Genomic DNA, 25,708 nt, shown 5'->3' with positions numbered 1-25,708 from the left:
GTTGGGAAACTCCTCACGACCCCAGCGGAGTGGCGCAAAGTGAAGTGCAGGGTGGGGCGTCAAATTAAAAACCACGACAGCCATGCATATTTTCAGCCTGACCGCCGCGGTTCTTCCAATATAAACCCAAACGTCATAAATCGTCACGTGAAGTTACTCACCAGTTTCAACTACTTCTCGCTGGTGACGCTTGTACCCCGTATCAAGCATCCGGTTACACACAATCACAACCAGCGCAGCAACCGACGAACCCATCGCCGGAATAGCCAACGCCGCCTTAGCGCCATAGGAGTCAATCGCAATCCCAGCCAGCACCGACCCGACCGCAACTCCCACGCTCATGAGCGTTCCAATCCACGCGAACGCCTCGGTTAACCGCGCCAAAGGAGCGAACTGCTCAATAATCGTTGACGCCGCAATGATCGACGGCGCAACCGTGAGCCCCACAAAGAACACAATGACACACAAAACCACCAACGAGGACGCAAGCTGAAACGCCCAACCGCCCAGCGCCAACGCACTCAACGCCAAAGCAAACCGAACCCGCGCCCGGCTCTTCCACGTAATCGCCCCATACACGATCCCAGCGGACAGCGAACCGATCGCGTGCACGCCAAGCGCAACACCAGCAAGCGACTTCATTCCCTGCTCTTCAGCGAACGCAACCACTCCAACGTCAAGCGCGCCAAAGTTGATCCCCACAAACAACTGCGACAGCACCACCACGAAAATCGCGGGGTTCGACATCACTTTGCCTTTAGGTGCTGTGGGATCGCGCTCAATGATCGGCGGTTCAGTTCCCTTTTGGCTGTAGTACAGGGTCGCGCCTACCGCCAACAACACCGACGACGCGATGATCCCCACCGCAGGCTGCACTGCAGTCGCCAAAACCGTCACGAAAACCGGACCCACAATGAACAGGAACTCGTCGGCAACCGACTCCCATGACAGTGCCGTCGAAAAATGCCGAGGTGTAGGAGAGACGTACGACCAGCGGGCGCGCACCAGCGACCCCACGCTGCCCACTGTAGCTCCGGTCAACACGGTGGCCGGGTACACGAGCCACCACAGGTCTGCGTACACAGCAACAACCAGAACAACCGTTGCAGCGATGTGAACATAGGTCACCGGGACCATGACTTTTGACTGGCCATGCTTGTCGACCAGCTTCGCCAGGATCGGGTTGCCAATGGCCTGCGCAACCATGTACACAGCTGACAAAATTCCGGCCAGCCCATACGAACCCGTCACACCCTGCACAAAAAGCACGATCCCCAGGCCCAAAATGGCCATAGGGAAACGCGCGATGAGGCCAGCGAACGAAAAACGCCAGGCCCCAGGCAAGCTCAGAATGTCACGGTAGGTCGATAGCACCAGATAATTCTAGGCCTCTATTGACGGTTTCTTAACACTCCCCGGAGGTGATGTCACCCACCGCACACCAGGAAAAGTAAAACCTGGTCAGATACCTTCTCGGCCGGTTGCAACCATCACTCCCGGCTGCATCTAAAACAAACGGGTCTAGACTCGAACCATGAGCCCCTCGCCACTCACCGAAACGCTCGCAATCCCCAACCCACACGCACGGCAGCCGGATGACGTCATCTCCGCACTTGACACCTCGGCAGACACTGGACTCACCGAAACCCAGGCCAGTAGCCGTCTGAAATCCCACGGCCGTAACGAACTTGCCCGCGCGAAAACCACTCCACTCTGGCGTCGAGTACTGCGGTTACTCAACGAACCACTGACCTACCTACTGTTCGTTGCCATCATTGTTTCGACCTTCGCCTGGGTCGCAGAAGGCAGACAGGGCGCCCCCATCGACGCGATTGTCATCGCCGCAGTCATCATTGTGAACACGGCCATTGGACTGGTCCAAGAACTCAAAGCCGCCGACGCAGTCGCTTCCCTCAAACAAATGACCAGCCTGAACGCAACCGTCACCCGTGACGGCCGCACCCAGGTCATCGACGCCACCGACCTGGTTCCCGGCGACATCCTGCAGCTGGCCGAAGGCGACGCAGTGCCGGCTGATGCTCGCCTCCTTTCCTGCAACGGCCTCATGGTCGCAGAAAGCGCGTTGACCGGAGAGTCCGTGCCCGTACATAAAACCGTCGAGGCAGTCACCCCTGATACACCACTGGCCGACAGGCTCACGATGGTTTACTCCGGCACCGCCATCACTCAGGGCAGTGCCCGTGCCGTTGTCACCGGCACCGGAGCCATCAGCGAAATCGGCCAGGTCGCAGGCATGATTTCGACGGCCGAAACCACCAGCACACCCCTGCAAAAAGAGATGGCGGCAGTAGGCAAGACACTCACGATCGTCGTCACCGCGATCGCCCTGGCCGTCATGGCCACTCTCTACCTCGTCACCGCTGATCACTCGGTGGCCTCACTGGTCAGCATCCTGCTGCTGGGCGTTTCTTTAGCCGTTGCCGCTGTGCCAGAAGGCCTCACCGCGATCGTTTCCGTGATCCTCGCAATGGGTGTGCGTCGGATGGCTACCCACCAGGCGATCGTCAAAAAGCTCGACGCGGTCGAATCCCTCGGCTCAGCAGGGGTGGTGTGCACGGATAAGACCGGAACGCTCACCCTGAACCAGATGACCATCGACCGTGTCATCACCGCAGACGGCCGCTTCCACATCACTGATGCCCAAGCTGCCGACACTCTCATATTCGGATCCATAGCCTCGAACGCCCGACTCGCCGCCGACGGCCCAATCGGTGACCCGACCGAAGTGGCCTTTCTCATCGGGTGTTCCGACGCTGGCCTCTCTATCCCCAAACCACACCGCCTCGACGAACTCCCGTTCTCTTCTGAACGCAAACGCATGTCCGTCCTCATCGCAAATCACACGAACAGCGCTGACACGAACACTACTGACCCTGACGCCGCAAAACTCGTCATGAAAGGTGCCCCAGATGTGGTGCTCGCCCGCTGTACCCACGTGCGCACCGCAGACGGGGACATTGAGGCCACTCCCGAGGTGCTCTCCCGCCTCGAAGAGGAAGTCACCTCGCTGGCGGGGGAGGCTTACCGGACACTGGCGGTGGCTGTGCGGGAGGTGTCTGACACCTCGGGCGGGGAACGTAACCCCGCACCCAACCTGGACGCGGAAGCGGAGCAGGGACTGACCTTCGTTGGCCTGGTTGCGATGATCGACCCGCCCAGGCCAGAGGCCAAAGAAGCGATCGCTCAAGCGCAACGGGCCGGGATCCGCGTCATCATGATCACCGGCGACCACCCGCTGACAGCCCAACGGATCGCTACCGACCTGGGCATCAACGAACCGAAGATCCTCACCGGAGCGCAACTGAATGAACTCGATGATGAGCAGTTCGCCGAGGCCGTCGAGACTACCGCTGTCTTTGCTCGCGTCGACCCCAGCCACAAGCTCCGAATCGTCACAAGCTTGCAAGCCCACGGTCACGTCGTGTCGATGACCGGTGACGGCGTCAACGACGCACCAGCCCTCAAACGCGCCGACATCGGTGTGGCAATGGGCATCACCGGCACACGCGTCTCACATGATGCGGCGACAATGATCCTCGCCGATGACAACTTCGCGTCGATTATTAAGGCAGTCAAACTGGGACGTGGCATCTACGCCAACCTCAAAAAAGTCCTGCGCTACCTGCTGTCATCGAACATGGGCGAAGTCCTTACCGTGTTCGGAGGAGTTGTGCTCGCGGGTATGCTGGGCCTGATCCAAACCGACGGTACGGTGATCCTCCCGCTGGTGGCCACCCAGATTCTGTGGGTGAACCTTGTCACCGACTCTGCCCCAGCACTAGCACTAGGTGTAGACCCTGTTGATGACCACGTGATGACAAAACCGCCACGCCGTCCTGATCAGCGCGCACTCGACGGTCGCGAATGGGCGCGGATCCTCAGCACCGGATTTGTCATGGCAGTGCTTTCGCTCCTTGCCCTTGACGCGTGCCTGCCCGGTGGGCTCATCGAAGGCAACGACGACGTGGCCACAGGCCGGACGGTCGCTTTCACCGTGCTCGTTATTTTGCAACTGGTGAACACGCTGTCGGTCCGGCACGCGCACAGGTCAATGTTTATCGGCATGCTAAGCAACCACTGGCTCTGGCTGGCACTCGCCGTTGGGCTGCTGCTGCAACTACTGGTCGTCTACTTGCCGGTTCTCAACGCAGCATTCTCAACCGTGCCACTTGACGGACAACACTGGTTGCTGGTGATTGGTTGCGCGGTGGTCTTCGTCATCCTCGAAGAACTGCGCCGGGCAGTCACGACTATGGCCCAGCGGGGTTGAACCGTCAACCCCACTACTTAAGAACCGCCCCCACGACCTCGCGGGCCTGTTCCTGAACTTGTGCCAGGTGCTCGTCACCCTTGAACGACTCAGCGTAAATCTTGTACACGTCCTCGGTGCCAGATGGCCGTGCGGCAAACCACGCGTTATCCGTAGTCACCTTCAAACCACCAATCGTTGCACCGTTCCCGGGGGCTTCAGTGAACGTGCCCGTGATGGGGTCACCCGCCAACGTGGTGGCAGTGACATCTGATGCGCTGAGTTTCTTCAAAACAGCCTTCTGCTCAGGCGTGGCGGGCGCATCCACGCGGGCATACGAACTGGCACCCAGCTCTGCGACCAGCTTGGCGTGACGCTGTGAAGGGGTTTCGCCGGTCTTAGCCGTGATTTCGGCAGCCAGCAGGCACAGCAGGATCCCGTCCTTATCCGTGGACCACGCAGTGCCGTCCATCCGCAAGAATGACGCGCCCGCAGACTCTTCGCCGCCGAATCCCAAGGTGCCGTCAGCCAGCCCATCTACGAACCACTTAAACCCAACGGGAACCTCGACCAGCTTCCGACCCAAGCGCGCTGCCACCCGGTCAATAAGACTGGAGGACACCAGCGTCTTCCCGATTGCCACCTCGGCGCCCCAACCGGGGCGGTTCTGGAACAGGTAGTCAATTGCCACGGCCAGGTAGTGATTGGGGTTCATGAGCCCGCCATCAGGGGTGACGATCCCGTGCCGGTCAGCGTCCGGGTCGTTCCCAAAGCCCAGGTCGTAGTCGCCGGCCGAATCAATCAGCGACGCCATAGCGTACGGTGAGGAGCAGTCCATGCGGATCTTTTCGTCCCAGTCCAGGGTCATGAACGCCCACGCCGGGTCCACCTGAGAGTTCACCACGTCCAGGTTGAGGTCGTGGATTTCGCTGATCGAGGACCAGAAGTCGACACTCGCACCACCTAGCGGGTCGGCGGCCAGGCGCAGACCGGACTGGGCGATCGCTTCCATGTCAATGACCGCGCCGAGGTCGTCAATGTAGTTTTCGACGTAGTTGAAGTTGGTGGTGTTCTCCAGGTGGAAGGCCCGCTGGAACGAGGTGCGGGGGATGTCCCGCCAGCTGCCTTCCAGCAGTTCGTTGGCCCGGTTTTCGATCCACGCGGTGATGTCGGCGCCAGCTGGGCCACCGTGGGGTGGGTTGTATTTGATTCCACCGTCTCCGGGTGGGTTGTGGGATGGAGTGATGATGATGCCGTCGGCCAGCCCCTGCGCGGTGCCCACACGTTTGTTGTGGGTGATGATCGCGTGGCTGAGCACCGGTGTTGGGGTGTAGCCGTCACGGTCGTCGATCATGGCGGGCACATTCGCACCTGCAAGAACCTCTAGCACTGTGAGCAACGCTGGTTCTGACAGGGCGTGAGTGTCGCGTCCCAAGTAGATGGGGCCCGTGTAATTTTGGCCGGCGCGGTATTCGATGATGGCCTGTGTGATGGCTACGATGTGAGCTTCGTTGAATGACCCGGTGAGGCTGCTGCCCCTGTGTCCCGAGGTGCCAAAGGACACCCGCTGGGTAGTTTCGCTGGGCGTGGGTACCGTGTCGTGGTACGCGTCGAGCAGTTTAGAAATGTCGACGAGGTCTGTTTCTTGGGCTGGTTGGCCTGCTCGATTGGTCATGTTCACTCACTCCGGTGTTACGAAAGGTGTGGGCATGTGTGCGGGCTGTCAGTGGGGCAACAGCGGGCGGGGGATCAAACTTGGGATCAAACTACGGTAGGTTCTTGACCGTTTTCAGACACGATTGGGCGTCCGTGGTCAAGGTTCCACGCGCCCATTCCGCCTTCGACGACGATGGCGTCAAATCCGTTGAGGTTGAGCCATGCGGCGGCACGCAAAGCGCGGCCACCTGAACGGCACATCACGTACACGTCAACGTCGACGGGCACGTCGCCGTAGCGTGGTTCAAGTTCACTGAGTGGAATGTGGTGCGCACCTTCAATGTGTCCGGCTTCGAATTCGAAGTCTTCGCGGACATCCAAGAAAACAGCGTCGTCTGGGATTTCTGGAACGGTAACTGTTGGTTCGCTCATACCGTCAGTGTAGCCGCGCCTGTATGAGGGTGGGCTGAATTTTCACCTTTGCATGGTGCCGGTATCACGCAGTGAAACGTGCCAGCTCAAAGCCTCTTCCAGAATGTGCGGTGTGTGCAGCCCGGTTGCGCTCTTGCACGCCCGGTCGTAGTAGTCGCGTAGCGCGTCACGGAAGTCCGGGTGTGCGCAGTTGTTGATGATACGTTCGGCACGTTTGTGTGGTGACAGGCCGCGGAGGTCCGCGATTCCCTGTTCGGTCACAATGACGTGAACATCGTGTTCCGTGTGGTCCACGTGGCTGGCCATGGGGACCACTGACGAAATCTTTCCGTCTTTAGCGGTTGACGGTGATACGAAGAAATTGAGGAACGCGTTGCGGGCGAAGTCACCAGAACCGCCGATCCCGTTGATCATCTTTGAACCCATGACATGTGTGGAGTTCACGTGCCCGTAAATGTCGGTTTCGACCATGCCGTTGATTGCAATGACACCTAGGCGGCGCACAATCTCTGGGTGGTTCGACATCTCTTGTGGACGCAACAAAATACGTCCCTTGTAACTGTCGATGTTCTTGTTGAACTTTTCAGCAACATCCCGCGACAGGCTAAACGAGGTAGCGGAAATGCTGTCCAGCTTGCCCGTGTCCAGCAGGGCGAGAAGGTTGTCCTGGATGACCTCGGTGTACGAAGTCATGTGTTCGAACTCCGAATCAGCCAGGCCTGCCAGCACCGCGTTAGCCACATTGCCCACACCGGACTGCAATGGCAGAAGGTTCTTGGGCATGCGACCGGCTTTGACTTCGTGGCGCAAGAAGTCGATGAGGTATCCAGCCATCGCCTCTGAAGCGTCATCAACCGGGCTGAACGTGTTGTCGCGGTCAGGCGCATCGGTTTTCACGATCGCCACGATCTTGTCTGGGTCTACCCGCAGGTATGGGTCGCCAATACGCTGGTCTGGTGAGAGGAGCTGGATGGGGTTGCGGTGCGGAGGAATGCGCGTGCCGTAGTACACGTCGTGCATGCCTTCGAACTGGGTGGGCAACCATTCGTTGACTTCCAGAATGACTTTGTCTGCAAGGTCAAGCCAGGTTTTGTTGTTTCCGACCGAGGTGCCCGGCACCAAAAGTCCGTTAGGCAGGATGGCCGCGACTTCAATGACGGCAACGTCGAGGTTGCCGTAGAAACCGAACCACACTTGCTGGGCCAGATGGCTCAGGTGCTGGTCCATGTATTCGACGCGTCCGTCGTTGATAGCTTTCCGCATGTCCGGGTCGGTGTTGAAAGGCGTGCGCAGATGCACCCCATCGACCTCAGCTAAGGCGCCATCCACCTCGGCCGAGGTGGAAGCACCAGTAAACATGCCAATCGAGAATTCGTCGCCAGCGCTGTGCGCGTCACGAATCCGGTTGGCGAGCGCTTGCGGGACCGCTTTAGGGAAACCGGCGCCAGTAAAACCACTCATACCGACGTTGTCGCCGTGGTTGATAAACGCGGCGGCGTCGGCGGCAGACATCACCTTGTGGGTGAGTTCAGGACACAAAATGCGGGACATGGTCCTCATTCTTTCAAATGGTTCACAGCGGAGGTAACCGGACTCTGTCTACGGCCACATTTTCGTCCCCGTTCGGTTCCGCAGGGCCGGGGTCGATGCGTGTGGCTGAAGCGTCAACCCGTCCATTGAAATACAGTTCGATGTTGCGCGCTTGTTCAGAACCAAGCATACGTAATGTTGTCTGCACGTACTGGTATGCAAGCGTTTCAGGAGTGTACGCGCCACCGGGTACGAACCACTGCGGGATTGCATTGCACATCGCGTTCACCGACCGGGTCATCAACGCTGGGTCGTCAACATGGAAGATCCCCTGGGAACGACCTCGGGCAATGATCTTTTCAAATATGGAACTGGATTCGCGCTGCATTGCGTGGGCTTCCGCGTAACGCGGCGCGGACAGTCGGCCAGTTTCTAACAGAATGACCCGGGAGTACAACACGTTGATGCACCGGTAGCTCACCAGGTGCCGAACGCCGTAGGCGACTTGGGCGTTAACGTCATGTGGGGCCTGCGCGAGGATTTCAGCCGTGCGTTCGTTGTACGTTGAGTACGCCTTATCAACGAGCGCAAACAGTGCTTCCTTCTTTGACGAGAAGTAGTAATACAGCGCGGAAAGGCTGAGGTCAGCTCGCTGGGCGATGTCGCGAATGGATGCTCCGTCGAATCCTTTGTGCGCGAACGTCACCAGCGCGGCCTGCAAAATTTGGTCACGGCCATTTGACTTTGTCATGTTGGGCTCCTTTTTCGTGAGCTTCTCGTATAGCTAACCAACGCCAAAAATGTGACGCAAGTTATGCCCTGTTAACCGAGCGTCCTAGACTGGGCCTTAGCCTGGTGACATAACCAGGGTTTTGGTTTTACGTGTTAAGTGGCGCTCGCCCCGTGTGTGGGGTGGTGTGCTCCGAACAACCGGAGGTAAAGGTATGAAACTCGGCGGTGCAGTAGCACTGGTGACCGGTGGTGCTTCAGGTCTTGGACTTGCGACGACCAAGCGCTTCTTGGAAGTCGGCGCGAAAGTTGTCATGGTCGACTTGAACGAAGAAGTCGGAAATGAAGCAGCAGCGAGCCTGGGCGACAACGCTCACTTTGTCGCTGCTGACGTGCAGAACGAAGAGCAGGTTCAGGCTGCTGTTGACAAGGCCACCAGCCTGGGTGACCTGCGTGTTGTTGTGAACTGTGCGGGTGTTGCAACGCCTGGCAAGCTGGTTGGTAAGAAGGGTGCGCTGCCCCTGGACCAGCTCAAGCTGGTTATTGGTGTGAACCTGATCGGAACCATCAACGTGTGCCGTTTGGCTACCGTTGCGATGCAGCAGAACGAAGAGCTCGACGGTGACCGTGGTGTCATCATCAACACGGCTTCGGTTGCTGCGTTCGACGGCCAGATTGGTCAGATCGCGTACTCCGCGTCCAAGGGTGGTGTCCACGCTGTGACCCTGCCGATGGCGCGCGAATTGGCTGCAAGCAAGATCCGCGTGAACACGATTGCGCCCGGTATCTTCCAGACCCCGATGATGGCTGGTCTGCCACAGGCCGCGCAGGATTCCTTGGCTGCTTCGATTCCGCACCCTGCACGTCTGGGTACGCCGGAAGAATACGCGCAGCTGGCTGACATGCTGGTTACTCACGAATACATCAACGGTGAGACCATCCGTCTAGACGGCGCTATCCGCATGGCTCCGAAATAAGATTTCTGGCTTTTGCGTAGAGCCGGCGCGTGCCCTTCATAGGGTGCGCGCCGGTTTTGTTTTGGGTTTCACTCGCTACCACCTCGGGCGAGGGAGCCCCGCACCCCCGCCGAGGTGGTTACTTGTGTGCGTTCTGCGTTTCGTCTGCGTCGTGGCGGGTGCGGAAACTGTGGACGAGTTGACGGCGTAGTACGACACCTCGGGCGGTGCCCATACATATCAGGATCATGGTGAGGCAGAAAGCGCCGAGGGCAATTCGGTAGTCGAAGTCATGCACGAGCGGGCTATAGGTGAGTTCGCGTACGACGATCGACAGGATCGAGGCGGCGATTGCGGGCAGTGTCCATGAAGGCGAGAGCCGTGCGGACAAGGAAATGAGCACAACCGCTCCGGCTGGTGCGGCCAGAAGTGTGACGAACCATAAGCACAGGATGACCAGTGAGGCGACGAGTGCTTCGGGTGGGCCCACGTAGGATTTTTCGCGTTCCATGGGGTCGTGGCGGATCGCCGCGGGGAGCAGGGCGAGTGCGAGTACGCCCAGCGCGATCTCGACTCCCATGGTGACAAGCCCAACGGAGTCACCTGTGGGTAGAGAGCGTGGCAAGTCGCCACGTTCCACCAGGATGAGTTGGGTCACGTACATGGCTACGCCTGTGATTGCCGAAATCCAAAACAGGATGAATGTGCGGTTTCGCGATCGCAGAGGTGTGTGTGACTCATCCATAGCTTTCACTGTAACGGCGTAGGTTTCGTGCAAGCTTAGAAACCCCCGGCGAAACGGCGCAAAGCGAACGATAAGGCGCGTTATATTGCGCCTTATCGTTCGCTTTGCGCCGTCTGGTACCCAACCCCACCACCGCCTCGGGGGTTTTCCCTACCCCGGTTGGCGGTTAGCACCATATTCTGGAACGGTAGGCGAAACCTAGATTGGAAGCATGAAGAAAGAACTCCTGATTCCGAACCCGTGGGGCATGCTCAATGTCCTGTTTTCGGGGATCATCGCGACCGTGTGGCTGTGGGTTCAGCTCGTCGTCATCACAACTGGTATCAGCACCGCGTTGGCCGCTGGGATGGGACTTGTCGTCCTGTTCTTTTGGGTGTTTGTGCAGCGTGGTATCAATGTCCTGGAGCGTCGCCGTTCTGAAGCGATCTACAACACGGAAATCCCGTTCCCACCTCGCCGCCGATCTAACAGCACTGGCTTCAAAGGCTGGGTAGAAACCAACATCCGCGCCGCTGGCGAAGCGTACTTCTGGCGCGAAACCGCCCTTCACTTCTCCAAACAAGTGCTGGGCCTCTTCACACTCATTCTGGTCGCGCTGTGTGCGCAGTTCGCCACTCTCCTGTTCATCGGTGCCATTAACCCAGATGCGATTCTGATTGTCTTCGACGCCCCGGTGCAAGGCTCGGCCCGTGGAATGTTCGTGGTGTTTGGGTGCCTGGCGTTCATCGTTGGGTTCGTGAGTTTGTGGGTGGCCGCGATCGCCGACCGCGCTCTTGACCGCTGGCTCCTAGCGGTGCCCCAGGCGGAGACGCTGAAGCAGGAACTCACCGAGGTTGACCGCGCTCGCGTGGGCGCAGTTGACGCGGCCACCACGGAGCGTCTGCGTATCGAACGCGATCTGCACGACGGCGTCCAGCCCACTCTGGTGGCCCTGTCCATGAAGGTGGGCATGGCTAAGGCGAAGGTCGCTCGTGACCCAGAAGGCGCGCACGCCCTGCTGGAAGAGGCGCACAGTGATTCGAAGGCCGCGATCACTCAGCTGCGCGAACTGGTCCGGGGCATCCACCCGGCAGTGCTCACCGACCGTGGTTTGGATGCGGCGGTTTCGGCTTTGGCGGCCCGTTCGGCCGTGCCGGTGACGGTCAACGTCAATGTGCCGCGGGTGGCGCCAAACATTGAATCGGTGGCGTACTTCGTGGTCGCCGAGGCACTTTCCAACATGGGCAAACACGCTCAGGCCACGGAGGGCCACGTGAATATCACGCACATGGGCGGTCGCATGCGGATTGAGGTTCGTGACAACGGCCGAGGTGGCGCCCAGCTGTCGACTACCGGCTCGACTACCGGGTTGGCTGGGCTGGCCCAACGTGTGACGGCGGCCAGGGGTACGTTCAATGTTCATTCTCCCGTGGGTGGTCCCACGGTTATCACAGTGGAGTTGCCATGCGAATAGTGATTGCTGAAGATTCGGTTTTGTTGCGTGAAGGTCTTGTTCGTCTGCTCACGGACGCGGGGCATGAGGTGGTTGCCACCCTGTCTGACGCTACTGATCTGCTGTCGTCGGTGACCGACCTCAACCCGGACCTGGTGATTGTGGACGTGCGGATGCCGCCCACGTTTACGGATGAGGGCATTCGCGCCGCGGTGCTGATCCGCAGCCAGAACCCGGAGGTGAGCGTGCTGGTGCTCAGCCAGTACGTGGAGGAACGGTACGCATCTGATCTGATCGCTGAGAACACAGGCAACTTTGGGTATCTGCTCAAGGACCGTGTTGCTGATGTGGATGACTTCCTGGCCGCGGTTGAAGACGTGGCGGGCGGGGGCACAGTTTTGGATCCCGAGGTGGTTGCCCAGATTATGGTCCGCTCCCGGAAGAAAGACGGGCTGGCGGTTCTGAGTGAACGTGAACGCCAAGTGCTGCAGTTGATGGCTGAAGGGAAGTCCAACTCAGCGATTGCGAGCACGTTGTTCCTAAGTAGCGGTGCTGTTGAGAAACACATCAGTTCGATGTTCACCAAGCTAGGACTGCTGGCCGATAGCGACGAAAACCGCCGCGTCCTCGCCGTTCTGAAGTTCCTAGGAGTCTGACATGACGATGCCAACGAATTACTCAGGAAACCCAGTCCCAGGCGGTCATAACCCAGCTGGCCAGCAGACAGACGGGCAGCACCCAGGAGGGCAGAACGCGTACCCGCAACCACCTCGGGCGGGTGGGCACCCACAACAACCCAAACCAAAGAAGTACACGAAACCTGCGCCACCGCTAAGTTCAACGGGCCGAATTCTGTGGCGCATTGCCGTGGCCGCGGTGGTGTGCCTGGCAGTTGCCGTGCCGGCGAGCTTGGGCGCGGCGGCGGCCGTGCAGCTTCTGAAGGTCGAAGTGGTGGAAAAGAACATACCGTTCAACCCAGCGACGGATACGCTGGAACTGAACGGGGAGAATGTGTATGTCAAGGTCGTGCCCACCAAAGGCGACGGTTTCATCAAGTACAAGGCTGTTGGGTCGGGGGAACCGCCAAAGGTGGAAACACGAACATCTGACTCGGCCGACCAGGTGAACGTGACGCACGAGCCAGGCAACTGGACGGCAACCAGGAATACAACGGTTACGATCGGTGTGCCTGAAGGTAAGGCACGCAACATCCAGGCTGACTGGAAATCCGGTGACATTTACATTGAGTCAGGTAAATACCACGACGTGAAAGTGACGAGTGAACGGGGTGTTGTCCACTTCAACGGGTCGGCGACGAACGTGGAGTTGAGCACCAGGTCGGGCGTGATTTCCGCGGCAGGTGAGGCGGAAAGCTTCACGGGGCGCGCTCGCACGGGAAGTGTCACGGTGGATGAACTGAAGGTCACCGGCGCGGTTGCTTTGGAAGCGACAAGTGGCGCGTTGACCTATGAAATGTCCGATGACGCGCAGCCGTCAAGCATCCGTGCGGAGGCCAAAACTGGGGTGGTGGACATTGAACTACTGGATCCAGAGGACGTATCAGGCGGACACCCGTACAACGTGAAAGCCGAAACTCAGACTGGCGAGAAGATCGTCAATGTAGACTCAAACGATTCCGACCCCAACGCAATCCCGGTCACAGCATCGACCAAAACTGGAGCAATCACGATTGACTACACCAACTGACGGTTCTGGGCAGGGAGGTTCTGCCCAATACGGAACGGAGCCTGCCCAGGAGCCGGGCCAGGGAGGTTCTGCCCAGTGCGGGACTGAGCCGTTTCCGTCGCCAGCTCCGGCCAGCTCCGTTCCGCTCGCCCAGGCCAAGCGACTGCAACCGGGTGATGTGGTGCGGTGGCGATTTCGCCGACACGACTACGCGGCACACGGGGTAGATGTGGTACAACCGGTGCGGGTGGTGCGTCATGACGAGCGTGGGCTTGTGGTGTGGCTGGCCGGGGGCACGCCGGTGGTTCACGCCCGGTTGGCGGGGTTTGAGAGTGTGAACCCGCACAACGTACCTGACCACGTGCGGTTTAATCCACGTAGGATCGATCGTGTGGCAGTGGGTGGTCAGTGGTACGGGCGCGGGGTGCTACGGCTGATTCCGGTGGGCATGCCGTTTTCGGTGTGGGTGTTCCGTGAGGCATCAGGCACAGTGAACGCGCACTACGTGAACCTAGAGGGGCATCACCGGTTGGGGCCGGCGGTGGACGGGCGCGCGATGGGGGAGTTATACACCTCGGACCATGTGCTTGACCTGGTGATTCGCCCCGGCCAGGTACCGGAGTTAAAAGACGAAGACGAATTGGCCGCGGCGGTGAAGTACGGGCAGTGGGACGCCGGCGTCGCGGCAGCAATACGCTCTAACGCGACTGTGGCGTTGGGTCAGTGGGAGCAAGGTGCGTGGGCGTTTACCGAGGATTGGTCGGGCTGGCAGGAGCCCGCTAGCTGGGATATCCCGAGGCGGGAGTGTGTGGACCCGGACGGCTCGGTAGAGTGGCATCATGGTGACCATTAGACGTGTTCCGCAGTTAAAGAACTTTGTGCCGCTCATGCAGTTTGACCTCAACCTTGGGGGTCGAAAGTCCAGGTTGGCGCGTGTGGGTGATATTGATGATTTGCGTCGGATCGCTAAGCGACGCACACCTGCGGGGCCGTTCAACTACGTGGACGGTGGCGCGCAGGACGAATACACGTACCGCGGTAACCGCGAAGCGTTTAGGAACTTAGAGTTTGACCCGGCGATTTTGGCGGGCTCGGCCGATGTAGATCTATCCACCACGATCGCAGGCGTGGAGTCGCGTTTGCCGGTGGGGATCGCGCCTACTGGGTTTACCCGCATGATGCACACAGAAGGCGAAGTGGCCGGTGTGCGCACGGCCGACCGTTTTGGGGTGCCGTTCACCCTGTCCACCATGGGTACGCGCAGCATTGAGGACGTGGCGGCGTGTGCGCCCAACGCAACCAAGTGGTTCCAGTTGTACTTGTGGCGTGACCGTGACGCGTCCCAGGATCTGTTGGAGCGGGCGTGGAAGAACGGCTTTGAAACGCTGTTGGTCACTGTAGACACCACGGTTGCGGGGCGTCGTTTGCGCGATGTGCGCCACGGGCTCACGATCCCGCCTAAGCTGTCTGCCGGAACGGTGTTGGATGCGTCGTACAGGCCGGAGTGGTGGTTTAATTTCTTGACCACGGACCCGCTCACATACGCGTCGCTGTCGAACGAGGTGTCGGATCTGGCAAGCCTCACCTCATCCATGTTTGACCCCACGTTGAGTTTTGAGGACTTGAAGTGGATTCGGTCAGTGTGGCCCGGCAAGTTATTCGTGAAGGGCGTTCTGACCGAGGTGGATGCGTCGAAGTCTTTTGACGCCGGCGCCGACGGGTTGGTGGTTTCCAACCACGGTGGCCGTCAGCTCGACCGCGCGCCTATCACCTTGGAAGCGCTTCCCGTGGTCCGTGAAGCGGTGGGTGAGGACGTACCGATCATCCTGGATTCGGGCATCATGCGTGGTCAGGACATTATTGGTGCGCTGGCCTTGGGTGCCGACTTCACATTGATTGGACGGGCGTACCTGTACGGCCTGATGGCTGCCGGTGAAGCTGGGGTGCGCAAGGTGTTTGAGATTCTAGAAAACGAAATGACCGTCACCATGCAGCTCATGGGGGCCGGGTCAATTTCAGACCTCAACCCGGACATGGTGCGCACATACTCGCGTAACTTGAAGTCATAGGTGACATAACAACATAGGAAAGTGACACCTCGGGCTGTTGCCGGGGCAACCACAACGGAGGGAACCATGGACGCATTCGAAGCCGAATACGGAACGGTCACGCTAACGATTGAGGACCGGTTGGCGCATGTGGAGTTCAACCGGCCGGAGACCTTGAATTCGCTGACGCATGAGATGTTTGCGGATTTGGTGGATGCGGGGCGGTTCGTGGAGGCGCGCGACGACGTGGCCGCCGTGGTGCTGACCGGTAAGGGTGCCGGGTTCTGCTCTGGACTGGACATGAGCGAGTTCAAGAAAATGGCTGGTGGGCAGGCGGAGTTACCGGAGGCCCGTGAGGGTGTGGGCCCGGCGAAAGCGTTGGCGCAGCAGGCTGTTTTTGTGTGGCAGCAGGTGGAAGCGCCGGTGATTGCGGCGGTACAGAAGGTGGCGTTTGGCGGTGGCTTGCAGATTGCGTTGGGTGCGGATCTGCGGGTTGCTCAGCCGGATGCCAAGCTGTCGATGATGGAGATCAACTGGGGGATCGTGCCGGATATGTGCGGTACTCAGCTTCTGCCGCGTGTGGTGGGGGCGGGGAACGCCAAGCGCATGATTTTCACTGGTGAAGTGGTCACTGGGCAGCGGGCCTACGAGATGGGGCTGGTTGAGGAGCTGGCGCAGGACGCGAACGCGCGGGCCTTGGAGTTGGGGCGTGAGTTGGCGGGGAAGTCTAGGTCGGCGTTGACGCAGGCGAAAATGCTGGTGGATTTGAGCGGTCGTGCGTCGTTGAGTGATGCGTTCGCGGCTGAACAGCGTGCGATCCGCAGCCTCATTGGTGGCGAAGAACAGGCCGAGGCGGTCCGAAAGCGGATGCGGGAGCTTGGCAAGGGTTAAGGCTGGGTTTGGAGCTGGGCTCTGGGGTGGCTGGCCAGTGGTCGGCCGCCGGGCTTGTGAGGGCGCCGGGGTCTGGTGACAATTAGTTACTTACTTCAACTGGCGTGCGAACCTGCTGGGCGACCGCTGTCCAAAGGTCAATGTCAACTTCGGGTGCCTCAATGCTCACCACTAGTGAGTAATTGACGCCCTTGTCACTTTGATCATCGTTGCCACGGTTCTTCCACCATCCGCTGACAGGGTAAACCGCAATGACCCCTTTTTGTGCAAGTTCGGCCGCAGTTCCTGTCCAAATATCCGTGTGCAAAGACCCTGGAGACTGTTGCTGGTTACTTCCAAATAGCCACCCTGTCTCAGTGCTTAGAGTTGGAGGGTGTTTCCCCTCGGTGCGCGCATGTTTGTTGATTCGTTGGCGGAAGGAATCAACGCTTTCTTCTGGTCTTCGTGTAGCGAATCTAAGGCCGTGAGACGGGTAGACGTACCGTCCTGTCCATCCGCGACGTGAAGGGTTAGGCTCCACGAAATAGGAGAGAGTCACTCGCAGCTCGACGGGGGTATCTCCTAGATTTTCCAACTCCTCTTCTGGCCACGGAAGCCGGTGCAGATTCATTTCACGAAGTTTTCCGTCGTTGCTGTCATCCCTCCGTTCAAAGGGGTGAATTGTGGCCTCTGCAATTAAGGTGAGAGCATCTGAAGCACTTCGCAACGCGCGTTCGGCATCCGGTACTCCCATGCCGTAACGGCGCAGCAGGGAGACCTTTTCGCTTTTGTTCTTCGCAGCCGTGAAATGTGATCGCATAGTGTTTGTCCACTGAGCAGAGTGCACTACGAGAGCTCTGACTGTTTCTGGGCGAAGCGTCGGATACGTCGCATAGATATCTGCTGCTAGCGCAGCAACTTGCGCAGTCGCTGCTGAGGTATCACTAGTTGTTGTGAAAAATCCTTGTCCGAGCTTTTGAAGTCTGGTGGTGAGTAGAGACAAGTTTGGCGGCTTCTCCGCCAAGGGGTTGCCTGGCAATGCAGCGAAGTTTCCTCCATCGGCCACAACATCTGGTTTGAAGGGCCATTTTTTAGGTTCGAACATCACTGATGTCCTGCTTACAGGCGACAACTCTCCTCGCGAAGCGATAGGGGTGTAACCCGCAAACAAGTGAGGAGCCCCAGACATATCGTCCCGCTCCGAATAGGCTCCAACCGTCAGTGCATTCCATGCTTGCGCAGGGTCTTCGACTGGTTCTAAGACACTCCGGTCTAAATGGTTGTCCCTTGCATCGATATCCCGAATATTGCCAACGGAAATTAAAAAGAGTCGTGGATGAGGTTTTTCACTAGGATCCAGGTACGTGATTCTAGAATCAACGTTGACGACGGATCGCCCGAAACTCAGCGCGTCGATTGTCGCGGACCAGGATGTAGGTTGCCCAGCTTCAGCTGGAGCCCCGTTAGTGCGAGTTTTCGTATTCTCGTCCGGGGTGGGCGCAGTCACTGCCAGCATAAAAACCCGTGAACGCATTGGGGCTTGAACTTCTGGTCGAGCAACTGAACTAGCAGTAATTGCACCGTAAATAGCAGGGGCGTTGTCCCCAACATCGGGCAGGAATTTCACTGATTCCAGTCGATGATAAAGCTGAACTGGACGTGAAGAAAGTACGGCAGATTCCAAGTTGCCGTAAAGCGCTAGACCTGCCATTTCAGTTCCATGTGGATATACAGGCGCAGGTTTCCACCGTGCATCGGCCACGTGTATGTCAGAGTCATGAAGTGAGCCAGAAAGAAGAGGATGCGAGTTCTGTACCCCTGTGTCAAGAATACAAACAGCTGGAGCGTCGGCGGGAGCCTCACTAAGTCTCCTGCATAGATCTTCTACCCATTCAGCCTGTTCGAAGGCTGAACTTTCCGCAAGGACGTTAGAAACATCATGTGGGTGCCTCAGCTCGGCAATGTCGTCGAGCGAACTCATGGTCTCAGCAAGCTTTTCAGCAGAGGCTTTCACAAGAATCACTGTGCGACCACTAAATCCGAGGAAATGATCACTCACACGTAGCTTGTGTTCGCTTGCATAAGCGGTAAATCGCGCCAGTTCGTGGTTATCTCTTTTGCGAAGCCAGACTTCCCACCAGCGAACTTCCGTCACGTCAGTAGGAAACAAACCAACAGGGTCGGTCCATAGTTCTTTAATGGTAGCTCTGCGGATCTCCTGGATACCTTCAATGAGGTTCTCGTGTTTAGTTTTTTCCTGTTCGCAAGTCTTGATGTAGTCCTCAAGTCTTTCAAGGAAGTACTGTTTTTTGCCGTCCGGGATATACACGGTGGCGATCTGAACGTTGCCGTCTGGTGTTTCTCGTGTAGTTACTGAAACCAGTTCTGGCTGCTCACCTTGTCGTTGTACGTCGAGACTTTGCAATGCGAGTTCGAAACCTGCAAATGACAGAAAAGAGATGTGCGTTCCTTTTCTTGTCGACTCTTCTTGGGGAGGCGCGCTTGCTTCTGTGTACTCCTCAAGAAGTCTTGTTCCGTGCGCTCTCCGGTTATTGATAGCGGCTCTACTGGTCTTGTTGCGCCCACTGCTTGACGGTGTGTATGGCTCGTGCTGTGGTGAGGACGGCACGAATATGTGTTCGCGATTTCGCTTACTCATAGATTGTCACTATCGCTCAACTGAAGTGTTCACACGCGGGCGGTATTCCAGCGCAGCGACAAGGTCGTCTGTGAGTATTCGCGTTGTCCCACTGAGAACTGAGCTCTTCGCCGAATTTTCGGCAGCAACTGCGATCTCGGCGTGGCTTAGCCCTCTAGCCGCTAGGATTACTCGTCTCCAGCCCAGGTTGCCTATTTGAAATGTGGCGAGCCGGTTTTTGATGACTGACTTGATTCCCTCATCGTCGGGAAGGTCGAACTCGAGGGTAGTGTCGACCCGGCGAAACAAGGCTTTGTCGAGTAACTGCGGGTGGTTTGTTGCAGTGATGATGAGGCTGTCAGAAATGTCCTCTTCCAGAAACTGCAGGAACGAGTTGAGAACGCGTCTGATCTCTCCTACATCATTCGCAGCCGCACGATCACCGGCTAGGGCATCTACTTCGTCAAAAAAGTACACTCCACGGGTTTCAGCGATCGCATCGAAAATCAGTCTCAATTTAGCCGCAGTAGCACCCATGAATTTTGTGATCATTGAGTCGAGACGAACCGTGAATAGAGGCAGATTGAGTTCCGCGGCGATCACCTGCGCGGTTGTTGTTTTGCCGGTTCCCGGTGGGCCAGTCAGAAGTAAACGCTGAGCAGGACGTAGCCCGTGGCGGACAAGCGTGTCTCGTTGTCGCTGTTCAGTGAGAACGCGGACAATACTTGCAGATAGCTTCTCAGAAAGGACTAGGTCGCCTAAATGAGCATTTGGGTAGGTGACAGAGAGCAGGGAAGCGAGTTCTCCCCTGGGCTGGGTAACTGGAATTACAGGTGCTACAGACGGTGCAGTACTGTTCTGACGGAGATCATCTACGAGATCTCGTAGATCCCTTGCAAGATTGGTGTGCCCGGACCTTGCTGCCTTAGCCGCAACTTGCATGGCAACAGCGTAAAACTGCGCGTCGTCGCCGTCCGCGTGACTTTGAACCAAAGCCTTAAGTTGATCGCTTGTTGCCACAGGCCGCCCCTCCTTTTGATTTATTCTGTCTGCAGAACCTGGCCTCAACGCACGTCGTTCATATAGTTCACTTCAGTGTAACCTTCAAAGGTTGCGGGGAGTAGTGTAGCTGCGGCTGGCCAGTCGCTGGGGCTGGTGGCCGTTTACTCGACAACCCTCGAACTGGATTGTAGAGTAAAGACCCTTTTTGTTCGTTTTGTGCACGTTTTCGGCCCAAAATCGACGCGTTACTCTACACATCAAAGCGGAATTGGTTATCTTCTGTAGAGAAAACGAGTTCGATCAAAACCTGGAGAGTTCGGGCTAGTCTCTTTTGGCATGAAAAATCCCCCAAGTGCGCTTCCTTGGATAGGCGAGGGGGATATAGGGCTTCAACTCTACCAACTTCGGAATGAAGTTTGATGCTTGTGTGGTGGAGAGCGGTCTGCTCTAGACTGGCCCGCTCTAGCTTTGGACCTGGTCAGTTCCCGCGTAGCCGCTCCGGGGCCGAATACACATTAAACGTCCCCTTACGGTTAAACCCGATCACGGTCACACCCAGACTGTTCCCCAACTCCACAGCAGCGGAACTGGGGGCGCTCACCGCCGAAAGAACCGGTACCCCCGCCATCGCCGCCTTCTGCACCAGCTCAAACGACGCGCGTGAGGACACCTGCAACACGCACGAACTCAGCGGGAGGAGATCCTCGCGCATCGCCCACCCCAGTACCTTGTCAACGGCGTTGTGACGGCCCACGTCCTCGGCGACGGTGAGCAATGTGGGGGAACCAGCCCCGAACTCAAACAGCCCGGCCGCGTGAATCCCGCCGGTTGTAGCAAACAGGGGTTGTTGGTCGCGCATGATGTTCGGTAGTTCGCACACAACTGCAGGATCAAAGAATGGCTCGGGCGTGGGCAACGGGTAGCTCGACACCTTCGTCACTGCTTCCAGCGCAGCCGTGCCACAGATTCCGCACGCCGAACTGGTGTAAATATTCCTTTCCTGCCCCGCTGGAAGCCCGCCGTTTTCTGCCAGGGCGGATGACACCTCGGGCGAAAGACGCACCCTAGCCACGTTGTAGTTGCGGGTGCCGTCAGGGTCCAAGCCGGTGGAGAAATCGATCTCCACCACATCACTGGCAGCACGGATGATCCCTTCGCCCAGAAGCAGGCCCAGCACCAGTTCCGTGTCCATACCGGGGGTGCGCATCATGACGGTGAACTCCTGATCGCCCAGCCGGATTTCGAGGGGTTCTTCGCCGACGACCTTGTCGGTTTTGGTGCGAATACGGCCGTTGGGCCCAAACACGTGGACGCGGGTGCGGACGGAACGACGCATGGTGACCTTTCGGCTGGAGGATACGCTGGCCCTATGGTCGAAAACGGTACATCACAAAGCGGGCAGGTGGGAGCCCCAGGGCCGGGAGCAGCCGCCGTGCAGGCGCCGAACCCACTGGACGCCATGCGGATCGCGTACGAAAGTGGCGCTCGCATGCCCGCCCCACAGGTCACGCGCCCGTTGGATCAGTGCGTCGGTGAGGTGCTTGCCCAGGACGTGCGCGTGGTGAGAGATGTGCCGCATTATGATTCGTCTGCCATGGATGGGTTTGCGGTGCGTGGCCCGTGGCCGTGGACCGTGGGGGAGTGCGCGTGGCCAGTGGCGACGGGGTCGCTGGTGCCGCCGGAGGCCGCCTCGGTGGTGCGGCAAGAGTGGGTGCAGGTTGAGGCAGGTGAGACTGGTGCTGGCGGCGGGACTAGCGTTGGTAGTGGGGCTGCCGCTGAGCGGATTTCCTTAGCGCCAGGGATGCCACAACGCGATCTGGAACCCGGCCGAAACATCCGCCGCGCTGGCCGCGAAGCCCTCACCGGGGACCTGGTCGCCCGTGCCGGGGAGGTGCTCACTCCCGCTCAGGTGGCGTTCGCGGCGGTGGCGGGGCATGACGCGTTGCCGGTGTGTGCTCGGCCACGGGTGGGGTTGTTGCTGACCGGCACCGAGGTCGTCGCCGCCGGCCTGCCTCAGCCCGGGTTCGTGCGTGATGCGTTCGGTCCGCAGTTGCCTGCGTACGTGCGCATGTTGGGTGCCGAGGTGGTTGCCAGTGTGCGGATCGGCGACGGTGAGGCGGAAACCGAGGACGCGCTGGAGAAGCTGGTTGGCCAGTGCGACGTTGTGGTGTCCACGGGTGGAACTGGGCATTCGCGGGTCGACGAGGTCAGGCGTGCCGCGCTGAGGCGTGTCACGGGTGAGGCTGGCCCGAATGGGCCCAACTCCAAGCCCGGTCGTGTCCTGTTCCCCGAACTCAACATGCGTCCAGGCCACCCCACGTTTCTCATGGAACATTCGGGGGTGGTGCATGTGGGGCTGCCGGGTAATCCATTGGCCGCGATGGTGGCGTTGCGCCTGGTGCTCACCCACGTGCTCCGGGGTGCTCTGGGCCGAACCATTGAACAGCCCCAGACGGTGAACCTGGCTCACGACTTCGACCCTGGCCAGGGTCGCTCTGGCGCCGGATCCGCGTGGCGAGTCATGCCCGCTAAGCCGGGGGACACCTCGGGCGCGGGAGCAAACCCGCACCGCTGGGAGCTGTGTGACAAACGGGGCTCAAATATGTTGCGCGGACTGGCGAAGGCGCGCGGGTTGGTGATCATCCCGCCGGAAGGTGCGGGAGCCGGGGACGCGGTGGCGTGCCTGCCGTTGCCCGTGTGAGGCGCCCTGGCCCTAAAGCCGCACCCTCACCAGGAACCGCACCCGCTGCTACCTGGCCTTGCCTAGGTCTTTTGCGTCGGCGGTGGTGGGGCGTACGGGGTCGATGCTGCGATGAGCGGCCGCGTCGAGGATCGCGTCGACGGTACCCAGCTCGATGATTTCGTTGAGCAGGTGCAGGGTGGGGCGCATCATGTCGAGGCGGTGGGCGTTGTAGTCGGCCAGCAGTGTGTGGGCGGGTGCCCATTCGGAGTTGGTGGCTTCCGTGGTTTGGTGTTGGGCGGCGAGGTTGTGGGCGTCGGCGACGTAGAAGTACGTGTCGAAGCGGCGTTTGGGGCCCGGTGGGGTGGTCCAGTTGGCCCAGGGGTGCAGTGCTGTGGGGTCGAGGGTGGCTCCGGTTTCTTCGCGGGTTTCGCGCACGGCGGCGGTGAGGAGCGCGTTGATGGTGGGTGAGTCTGTGGCCCAGGTGCGGGCCCATTTTTGGGCGTGTGAGGCCGAGGCGGTGATGGGGGAGTGGTAGTCGGCGTCGTCCACGCGGCCGCCGGGGTAGACGACCATGCCGGCGGCAAAGTCGATGGTGGTCACACGGTGTTGGATGAAGAGTTCGAGGTGTGGGTTGTTGCGGACCATGAGGACGCTGACGGCTTTGCGGATGGGCACCTGTAGTGGGTCGAAGTCGCTAACCGGGTGGGCGGGTGTGTGATCAGCCATGATGCTCCTCTCTGACGCACTGCCCTTACTGTACCTGGTGATTGTGATCTGAAGCACTTGAACGTACGATAAGTTTGGTGGTCACACCCCATACTTTTGGTAAATACTCGTTTCGAAGGAGAAGCAATGGCAGAGCCCCGCGTAATCAATGGTGTTGAAGAGCTCGAAGCTTTGGTCGGTCAGCAAATAGGGACTGGGGAATGGTTCGAAATTACTCAGGAACGTGTTTCTCAGTTCGCAGACGCAACCAACGACCACCAGTGGATTCACGTCGATGAAGAGCGGGCCAAGGAAGGGCCGTTCGGTGCAACGATTGCGCACGGTTATCTGACCTTGAGCCTGATTGCTGGTTTGAGCCCAAAGATTTTCACCATCACGGGAATGAAGATGATGATCAACTACGGGCTCAACAAGGTGCGTTTCCCGCAGCCTGTCCCTGTGGGTTCGCGCGTACGTGACGTTGTGGAAGTCGCAGAGGTGAACCGCAAGTCATCCGGCGTGCAGGTGGTCATGAACCACACTGTCGAAATCGAAGGTTCTGACAAGCCAGCCTGCATCGCACAGACCGTCACACTCATGGTTGAGGCTTAACCAGCTATTCCTCACAGGCGCACGTGCGGGGACTTGAGTCTTCGCACGTGCGCTAAATTGGAATCGTGGATTTGTGGGCAACTCAACTGTTTGAACTCGACTGGCCAGCATGGCTAGTCACACTGCTGATCATCCCAGACATTCTGATCCGGCTCATTGCCCTGGGGTGGGTTCCGTACAGGCGCAAACCAGCCGTAGGACTGGGGTGGCTGTTAGCCATTTTCTTCATCCCCTATGTGGGGATTATTGCGTTCTTGATCTTTGGTAGTTCAAAGTTGCCGGCAAAGCGCCGAAAAGACCAGGAAACAATTAACGACCTAATCAAAGCGCAGACAGGCGCCCAAGCCATTTTGGGCAAATCTGAACACCTATCGGAACCACTTCGCACCTCGGCGCAATTGAACTACTCTTTGGGTGCGCTTCCCATGACACACGGGAACTCTTTTAGCTTGTTGCCGGATAACCACGAAGCTATCCGCTTGATGGCCAAAGAGGTTGAGCAGGCTAAGAAGTTCGTGCACGTGGAGTTTTATATCGCCGCCTACGACTCGACTACCGCCCCGTTCTTTGATGCGTTGAAGGAAGCTGCGGAGCGTGGGGTGCACGTGCGTGTGCTGGTGGACCACATTGGTTGCGTGGGATACCCAGGCTACAAGGAGCTAGTAAAGCTCATGGACAACTCGCCTATCGACTGGCGACGGAGCTTGCCTGTGAGGCCGTGGCGGTTGGAGTATCAGCGCCCGGATTTGCGGAATCACCGCAAGATTGTGGTGATCGACGGTGCGGTTGGTTTCACTGGTTCGCTCAACGCGATTGATAAGACGTACAACAAGCGTGCGAATGTGAAAAAAGGCTTTGAGTGGAAAGACTTGGCCATTAGGTGTACAGGCCCGGTGGTTAACGAGCTGGACGCCGTGTTCGCGACTGACTGGTACTCAGAAACCGGTGACATTATTTCTGACGAGTTGCAACTGACAATGGAGGTCCCGAACGAGGGCGGAATCATGGCTCAAGCGGTGCCGTCAGGGCCGGGTTTTCCGTTGGAAAACAACCTGAGGCTGTTTAACCACTTGGTGTATAACGCGAACAAGCGCGTTGTGATTGTGACTCCGTATTTTGTGCCAAATGAGTCGCTGAAGCAGGCGTTGACGACGGAAGCGCATTCCGGGGTCGATGTTCGCATCTATGTGTCTGAACAGGGAAATCACGCTATTTTGCAGTACGCGCAAGAGTCGTTTTATGAGGAGCTGATGGAGAACGGGGTGAAGATTTTCCTTTACCCCGAGCCCACGATTCTGCACTCGAAGTTCATTCTGGTCGATGACAACGTCACGGTGATTGGGTCATCGAACATGGACGAGCGGTCGTTTGCCATGAATATGGAGATCAGTTTGCTCATCGTTGATGAAGGTGTGACGTCGTCTCTGTATGACTTGGAAGAAGAAGCGTACGTGCCGGTGGTGAAAGAGCTCAATATCGAGCAGTGGCGTAAGCGTTCGCTGAAGCAGAAGTATCTAGAGAATGTGTGCCGCTTGACGTCGTCGCTACTGTAAGAGCCGTGTCGCGGGAAATCAGTAACCCCGGTGATGTACGTCTAAAACGCAGGGATCGCTCCGGGGCTTTCACGTTTAAGTGTAACACTAGTATGTATGATGTCCGATTCAACTGGCGCAAGTAACCTCGAAACATGGTTCTCATCAGAGCGGATGAGTGC

21 protein-coding genes are annotated in these 25,708 nt (G+C 58.5%); 11 read left to right on the top strand and 10 right to left on the bottom strand.

Going from position 1 to position 25,708, the window contains the following annotated elements; all coding sequences use genetic code 11:
- Positions 1 to 153: 153 nt before the first annotated feature.
- Positions 154 to 1,374 (bottom strand): MFS transporter, encoded by a 1,221-nt coding sequence (locus tag HMPREF0183_RS05080; protein ID WP_005883512.1) that lies wholly within the window; start codon positions 1,372 to 1,374, stop codon positions 154 to 156.
- 160 nt (positions 1,375 to 1,534) lie between these two features.
- Between HMPREF0183_RS05080 and HMPREF0183_RS05075 the strand changes: the two genes are divergently transcribed.
- Positions 1,535 to 4,291: a cation-translocating P-type ATPase gene (locus HMPREF0183_RS05075; RefSeq protein ID WP_005883510.1), complete on the top strand. Its 2,757-nt coding sequence runs from the start codon at positions 1,535 to 1,537 to the stop codon at positions 4,289 to 4,291.
- Positions 4,292 to 4,304: 13 nt separating this feature from the next.
- Here HMPREF0183_RS05075 and pgm read toward each other — a convergent pair whose 3' ends face one another.
- The 4 genes from pgm to HMPREF0183_RS05055 form a co-directional block, all read right to left on the bottom strand.
- A complete protein-coding gene (gene pgm, locus HMPREF0183_RS05070) occupies positions 4,305 to 5,945 on the bottom strand; it encodes a phosphoglucomutase (alpha-D-glucose-1,6-bisphosphate-dependent) (RefSeq protein WP_040348162.1) in 1,641 nt (546 codons plus the stop codon).
- Positions 5,946 to 6,031: 86 nt separating this feature from the next.
- On the bottom strand, positions 6,032 to 6,358 hold the full coding sequence (locus tag HMPREF0183_RS05065; RefSeq protein ID WP_005883506.1) for a rhodanese-like domain-containing protein: 327 nt from the start codon (positions 6,356 to 6,358) through the stop codon (positions 6,032 to 6,034).
- Between the two features lie 42 nt (positions 6,359 to 6,400).
- Positions 6,401 to 7,909, bottom strand: a complete 1,509-nt coding sequence (scpC, locus tag HMPREF0183_RS05060; protein ID WP_211205319.1) for a succinyl-CoA:acetate CoA-transferase ScpC — start codon at positions 7,907 to 7,909, stop codon at positions 6,401 to 6,403.
- A 22-nt stretch (positions 7,910 to 7,931) separates the two neighbouring features.
- Complete coding sequence (locus HMPREF0183_RS05055) at positions 7,932 to 8,639, bottom strand: TetR/AcrR family transcriptional regulator (protein WP_005883502.1); 708 nt, start codon at positions 8,637 to 8,639, stop codon at positions 7,932 to 7,934.
- Positions 8,640 to 8,832: 193 nt separating this feature from the next.
- Between HMPREF0183_RS05055 and HMPREF0183_RS05050 the strand changes: the two genes are divergently transcribed.
- Positions 8,833 to 9,594, top strand: a complete 762-nt coding sequence (locus tag HMPREF0183_RS05050) for an SDR family NAD(P)-dependent oxidoreductase (RefSeq protein ID WP_005883500.1) — start codon at positions 8,833 to 8,835, stop codon at positions 9,592 to 9,594.
- Positions 9,595 to 9,712: 118 nt separating this feature from the next.
- Here the strand turns inward: HMPREF0183_RS05050 and HMPREF0183_RS05045 are convergent, their stop codons facing one another.
- Positions 9,713 to 10,318, bottom strand: a complete 606-nt coding sequence (locus HMPREF0183_RS05045; RefSeq protein ID WP_156798154.1) for a hypothetical protein — start codon at positions 10,316 to 10,318, stop codon at positions 9,713 to 9,715.
- A gap of 211 nt (positions 10,319 to 10,529) precedes the next feature.
- Between HMPREF0183_RS05045 and HMPREF0183_RS05040 the strand changes: the two genes are divergently transcribed.
- Genes HMPREF0183_RS05040 through HMPREF0183_RS05015 form a run of 6 tightly spaced genes read left to right on the top strand, consistent with a single transcriptional unit; the run spans position 10,530 to position 16,375 of the window.
- Positions 10,530 to 11,771 (top strand): sensor histidine kinase, encoded by a 1,242-nt coding sequence (locus HMPREF0183_RS05040; RefSeq protein ID WP_005883496.1) that lies wholly within the window; start codon positions 10,530 to 10,532, stop codon positions 11,769 to 11,771.
- On the top strand, positions 11,762 to 12,406 hold the full coding sequence (locus HMPREF0183_RS05035; protein WP_005883494.1) for a response regulator transcription factor: 645 nt from the start codon (positions 11,762 to 11,764) through the stop codon (positions 12,404 to 12,406). Before HMPREF0183_RS05040 ends, HMPREF0183_RS05035 begins: the two co-directional genes overlap by 10 nt.
- Before the next feature lies 1 nt (position 12,407).
- Complete coding sequence (locus HMPREF0183_RS05030) at positions 12,408 to 13,457, top strand: DUF4097 family beta strand repeat-containing protein (RefSeq protein WP_040348161.1); 1,050 nt, start codon at positions 12,408 to 12,410, stop codon at positions 13,455 to 13,457.
- Positions 13,441 to 14,289, top strand: coding sequence for a ribonuclease FAU-1 family protein (locus tag HMPREF0183_RS05025; protein WP_245527112.1), 849 nt, complete (start codon positions 13,441 to 13,443; stop codon positions 14,287 to 14,289). The genes HMPREF0183_RS05030 and HMPREF0183_RS05025 overlap by 17 nt, the downstream gene beginning before the upstream one ends.
- Entirely contained in the window at positions 14,276 to 15,505 is a 1,230-nt protein-coding gene (locus tag HMPREF0183_RS05020; RefSeq protein WP_005883488.1) for an alpha-hydroxy acid oxidase, read from the top strand. The genes HMPREF0183_RS05025 and HMPREF0183_RS05020 overlap by 14 nt, the downstream gene beginning before the upstream one ends.
- A gap of 21 nt (positions 15,506 to 15,526) precedes the next feature.
- Positions 15,527 to 16,375 carry a crotonase/enoyl-CoA hydratase family protein gene (locus tag HMPREF0183_RS05015; protein WP_245527111.1) on the top strand — a complete coding sequence of 283 codons (849 nt, stop codon included), beginning with the start codon at positions 15,527 to 15,529 and terminating at the stop codon, positions 16,373 to 16,375.
- Positions 16,376 to 16,457: 82 nt separating this feature from the next.
- Here HMPREF0183_RS05015 and HMPREF0183_RS05010 read toward each other — a convergent pair whose 3' ends face one another.
- The 3 genes from HMPREF0183_RS05010 to fdhD form a co-directional block, all read right to left on the bottom strand.
- On the bottom strand, positions 16,458 to 19,013 hold the full coding sequence (locus HMPREF0183_RS05010; RefSeq protein WP_005883485.1) for a S8 family peptidase: 2,556 nt from the start codon (positions 19,011 to 19,013) through the stop codon (positions 16,458 to 16,460).
- A gap of 9 nt (positions 19,014 to 19,022) precedes the next feature.
- Positions 19,023 to 20,012: an AAA family ATPase gene (locus tag HMPREF0183_RS05005; protein WP_005883483.1), complete on the bottom strand. Its 990-nt coding sequence runs from the start codon at positions 20,010 to 20,012 to the stop codon at positions 19,023 to 19,025.
- A gap of 460 nt (positions 20,013 to 20,472) precedes the next feature.
- Entirely contained in the window at positions 20,473 to 21,330 is an 858-nt protein-coding gene (gene fdhD, locus HMPREF0183_RS05000; RefSeq protein ID WP_005883481.1) for a formate dehydrogenase accessory sulfurtransferase FdhD, read from the bottom strand.
- A 33-nt stretch (positions 21,331 to 21,363) separates the two neighbouring features.
- Between fdhD and HMPREF0183_RS04995 the strand changes: the two genes are divergently transcribed.
- A complete protein-coding gene (locus tag HMPREF0183_RS04995; protein ID WP_005883479.1) occupies positions 21,364 to 22,695 on the top strand; it encodes a molybdopterin molybdotransferase MoeA in 1,332 nt (443 codons plus the stop codon).
- A gap of 48 nt (positions 22,696 to 22,743) precedes the next feature.
- On the opposite strand, the gene HMPREF0183_RS04990 is transcribed toward HMPREF0183_RS04995, so the two are convergent.
- Complete coding sequence (locus HMPREF0183_RS04990) at positions 22,744 to 23,403, bottom strand: NUDIX hydrolase (RefSeq protein WP_050775350.1); 660 nt, start codon at positions 23,401 to 23,403, stop codon at positions 22,744 to 22,746.
- A 126-nt stretch (positions 23,404 to 23,529) separates the two neighbouring features.
- On the opposite strand from HMPREF0183_RS04990, the gene HMPREF0183_RS04985 reads away from it, so the two are divergent.
- Together HMPREF0183_RS04985 and cls are read left to right on the top strand one after the other, a co-directional pair.
- Complete coding sequence (locus HMPREF0183_RS04985) at positions 23,530 to 23,994, top strand: MaoC family dehydratase (protein WP_005883476.1); 465 nt, start codon at positions 23,530 to 23,532, stop codon at positions 23,992 to 23,994.
- Between the two features lie 65 nt (positions 23,995 to 24,059).
- On the top strand, positions 24,060 to 25,547 hold the full coding sequence (gene cls, locus HMPREF0183_RS04980; protein ID WP_005883474.1) for a cardiolipin synthase: 1,488 nt from the start codon (positions 24,060 to 24,062) through the stop codon (positions 25,545 to 25,547).
- The last annotated feature ends 161 nt before the right edge of the window (positions 25,548 to 25,708 follow it).

The sequence above is a fragment of the Brevibacterium mcbrellneri ATCC 49030 genome (assembly GCF_000178455.1).
Classification (GTDB): domain Bacteria; phylum Actinomycetota; class Actinomycetes; order Actinomycetales; family Brevibacteriaceae; genus Brevibacterium; species Brevibacterium mcbrellneri.
This window is presented reverse-complemented; position numbering and strand designations above follow the sequence as displayed.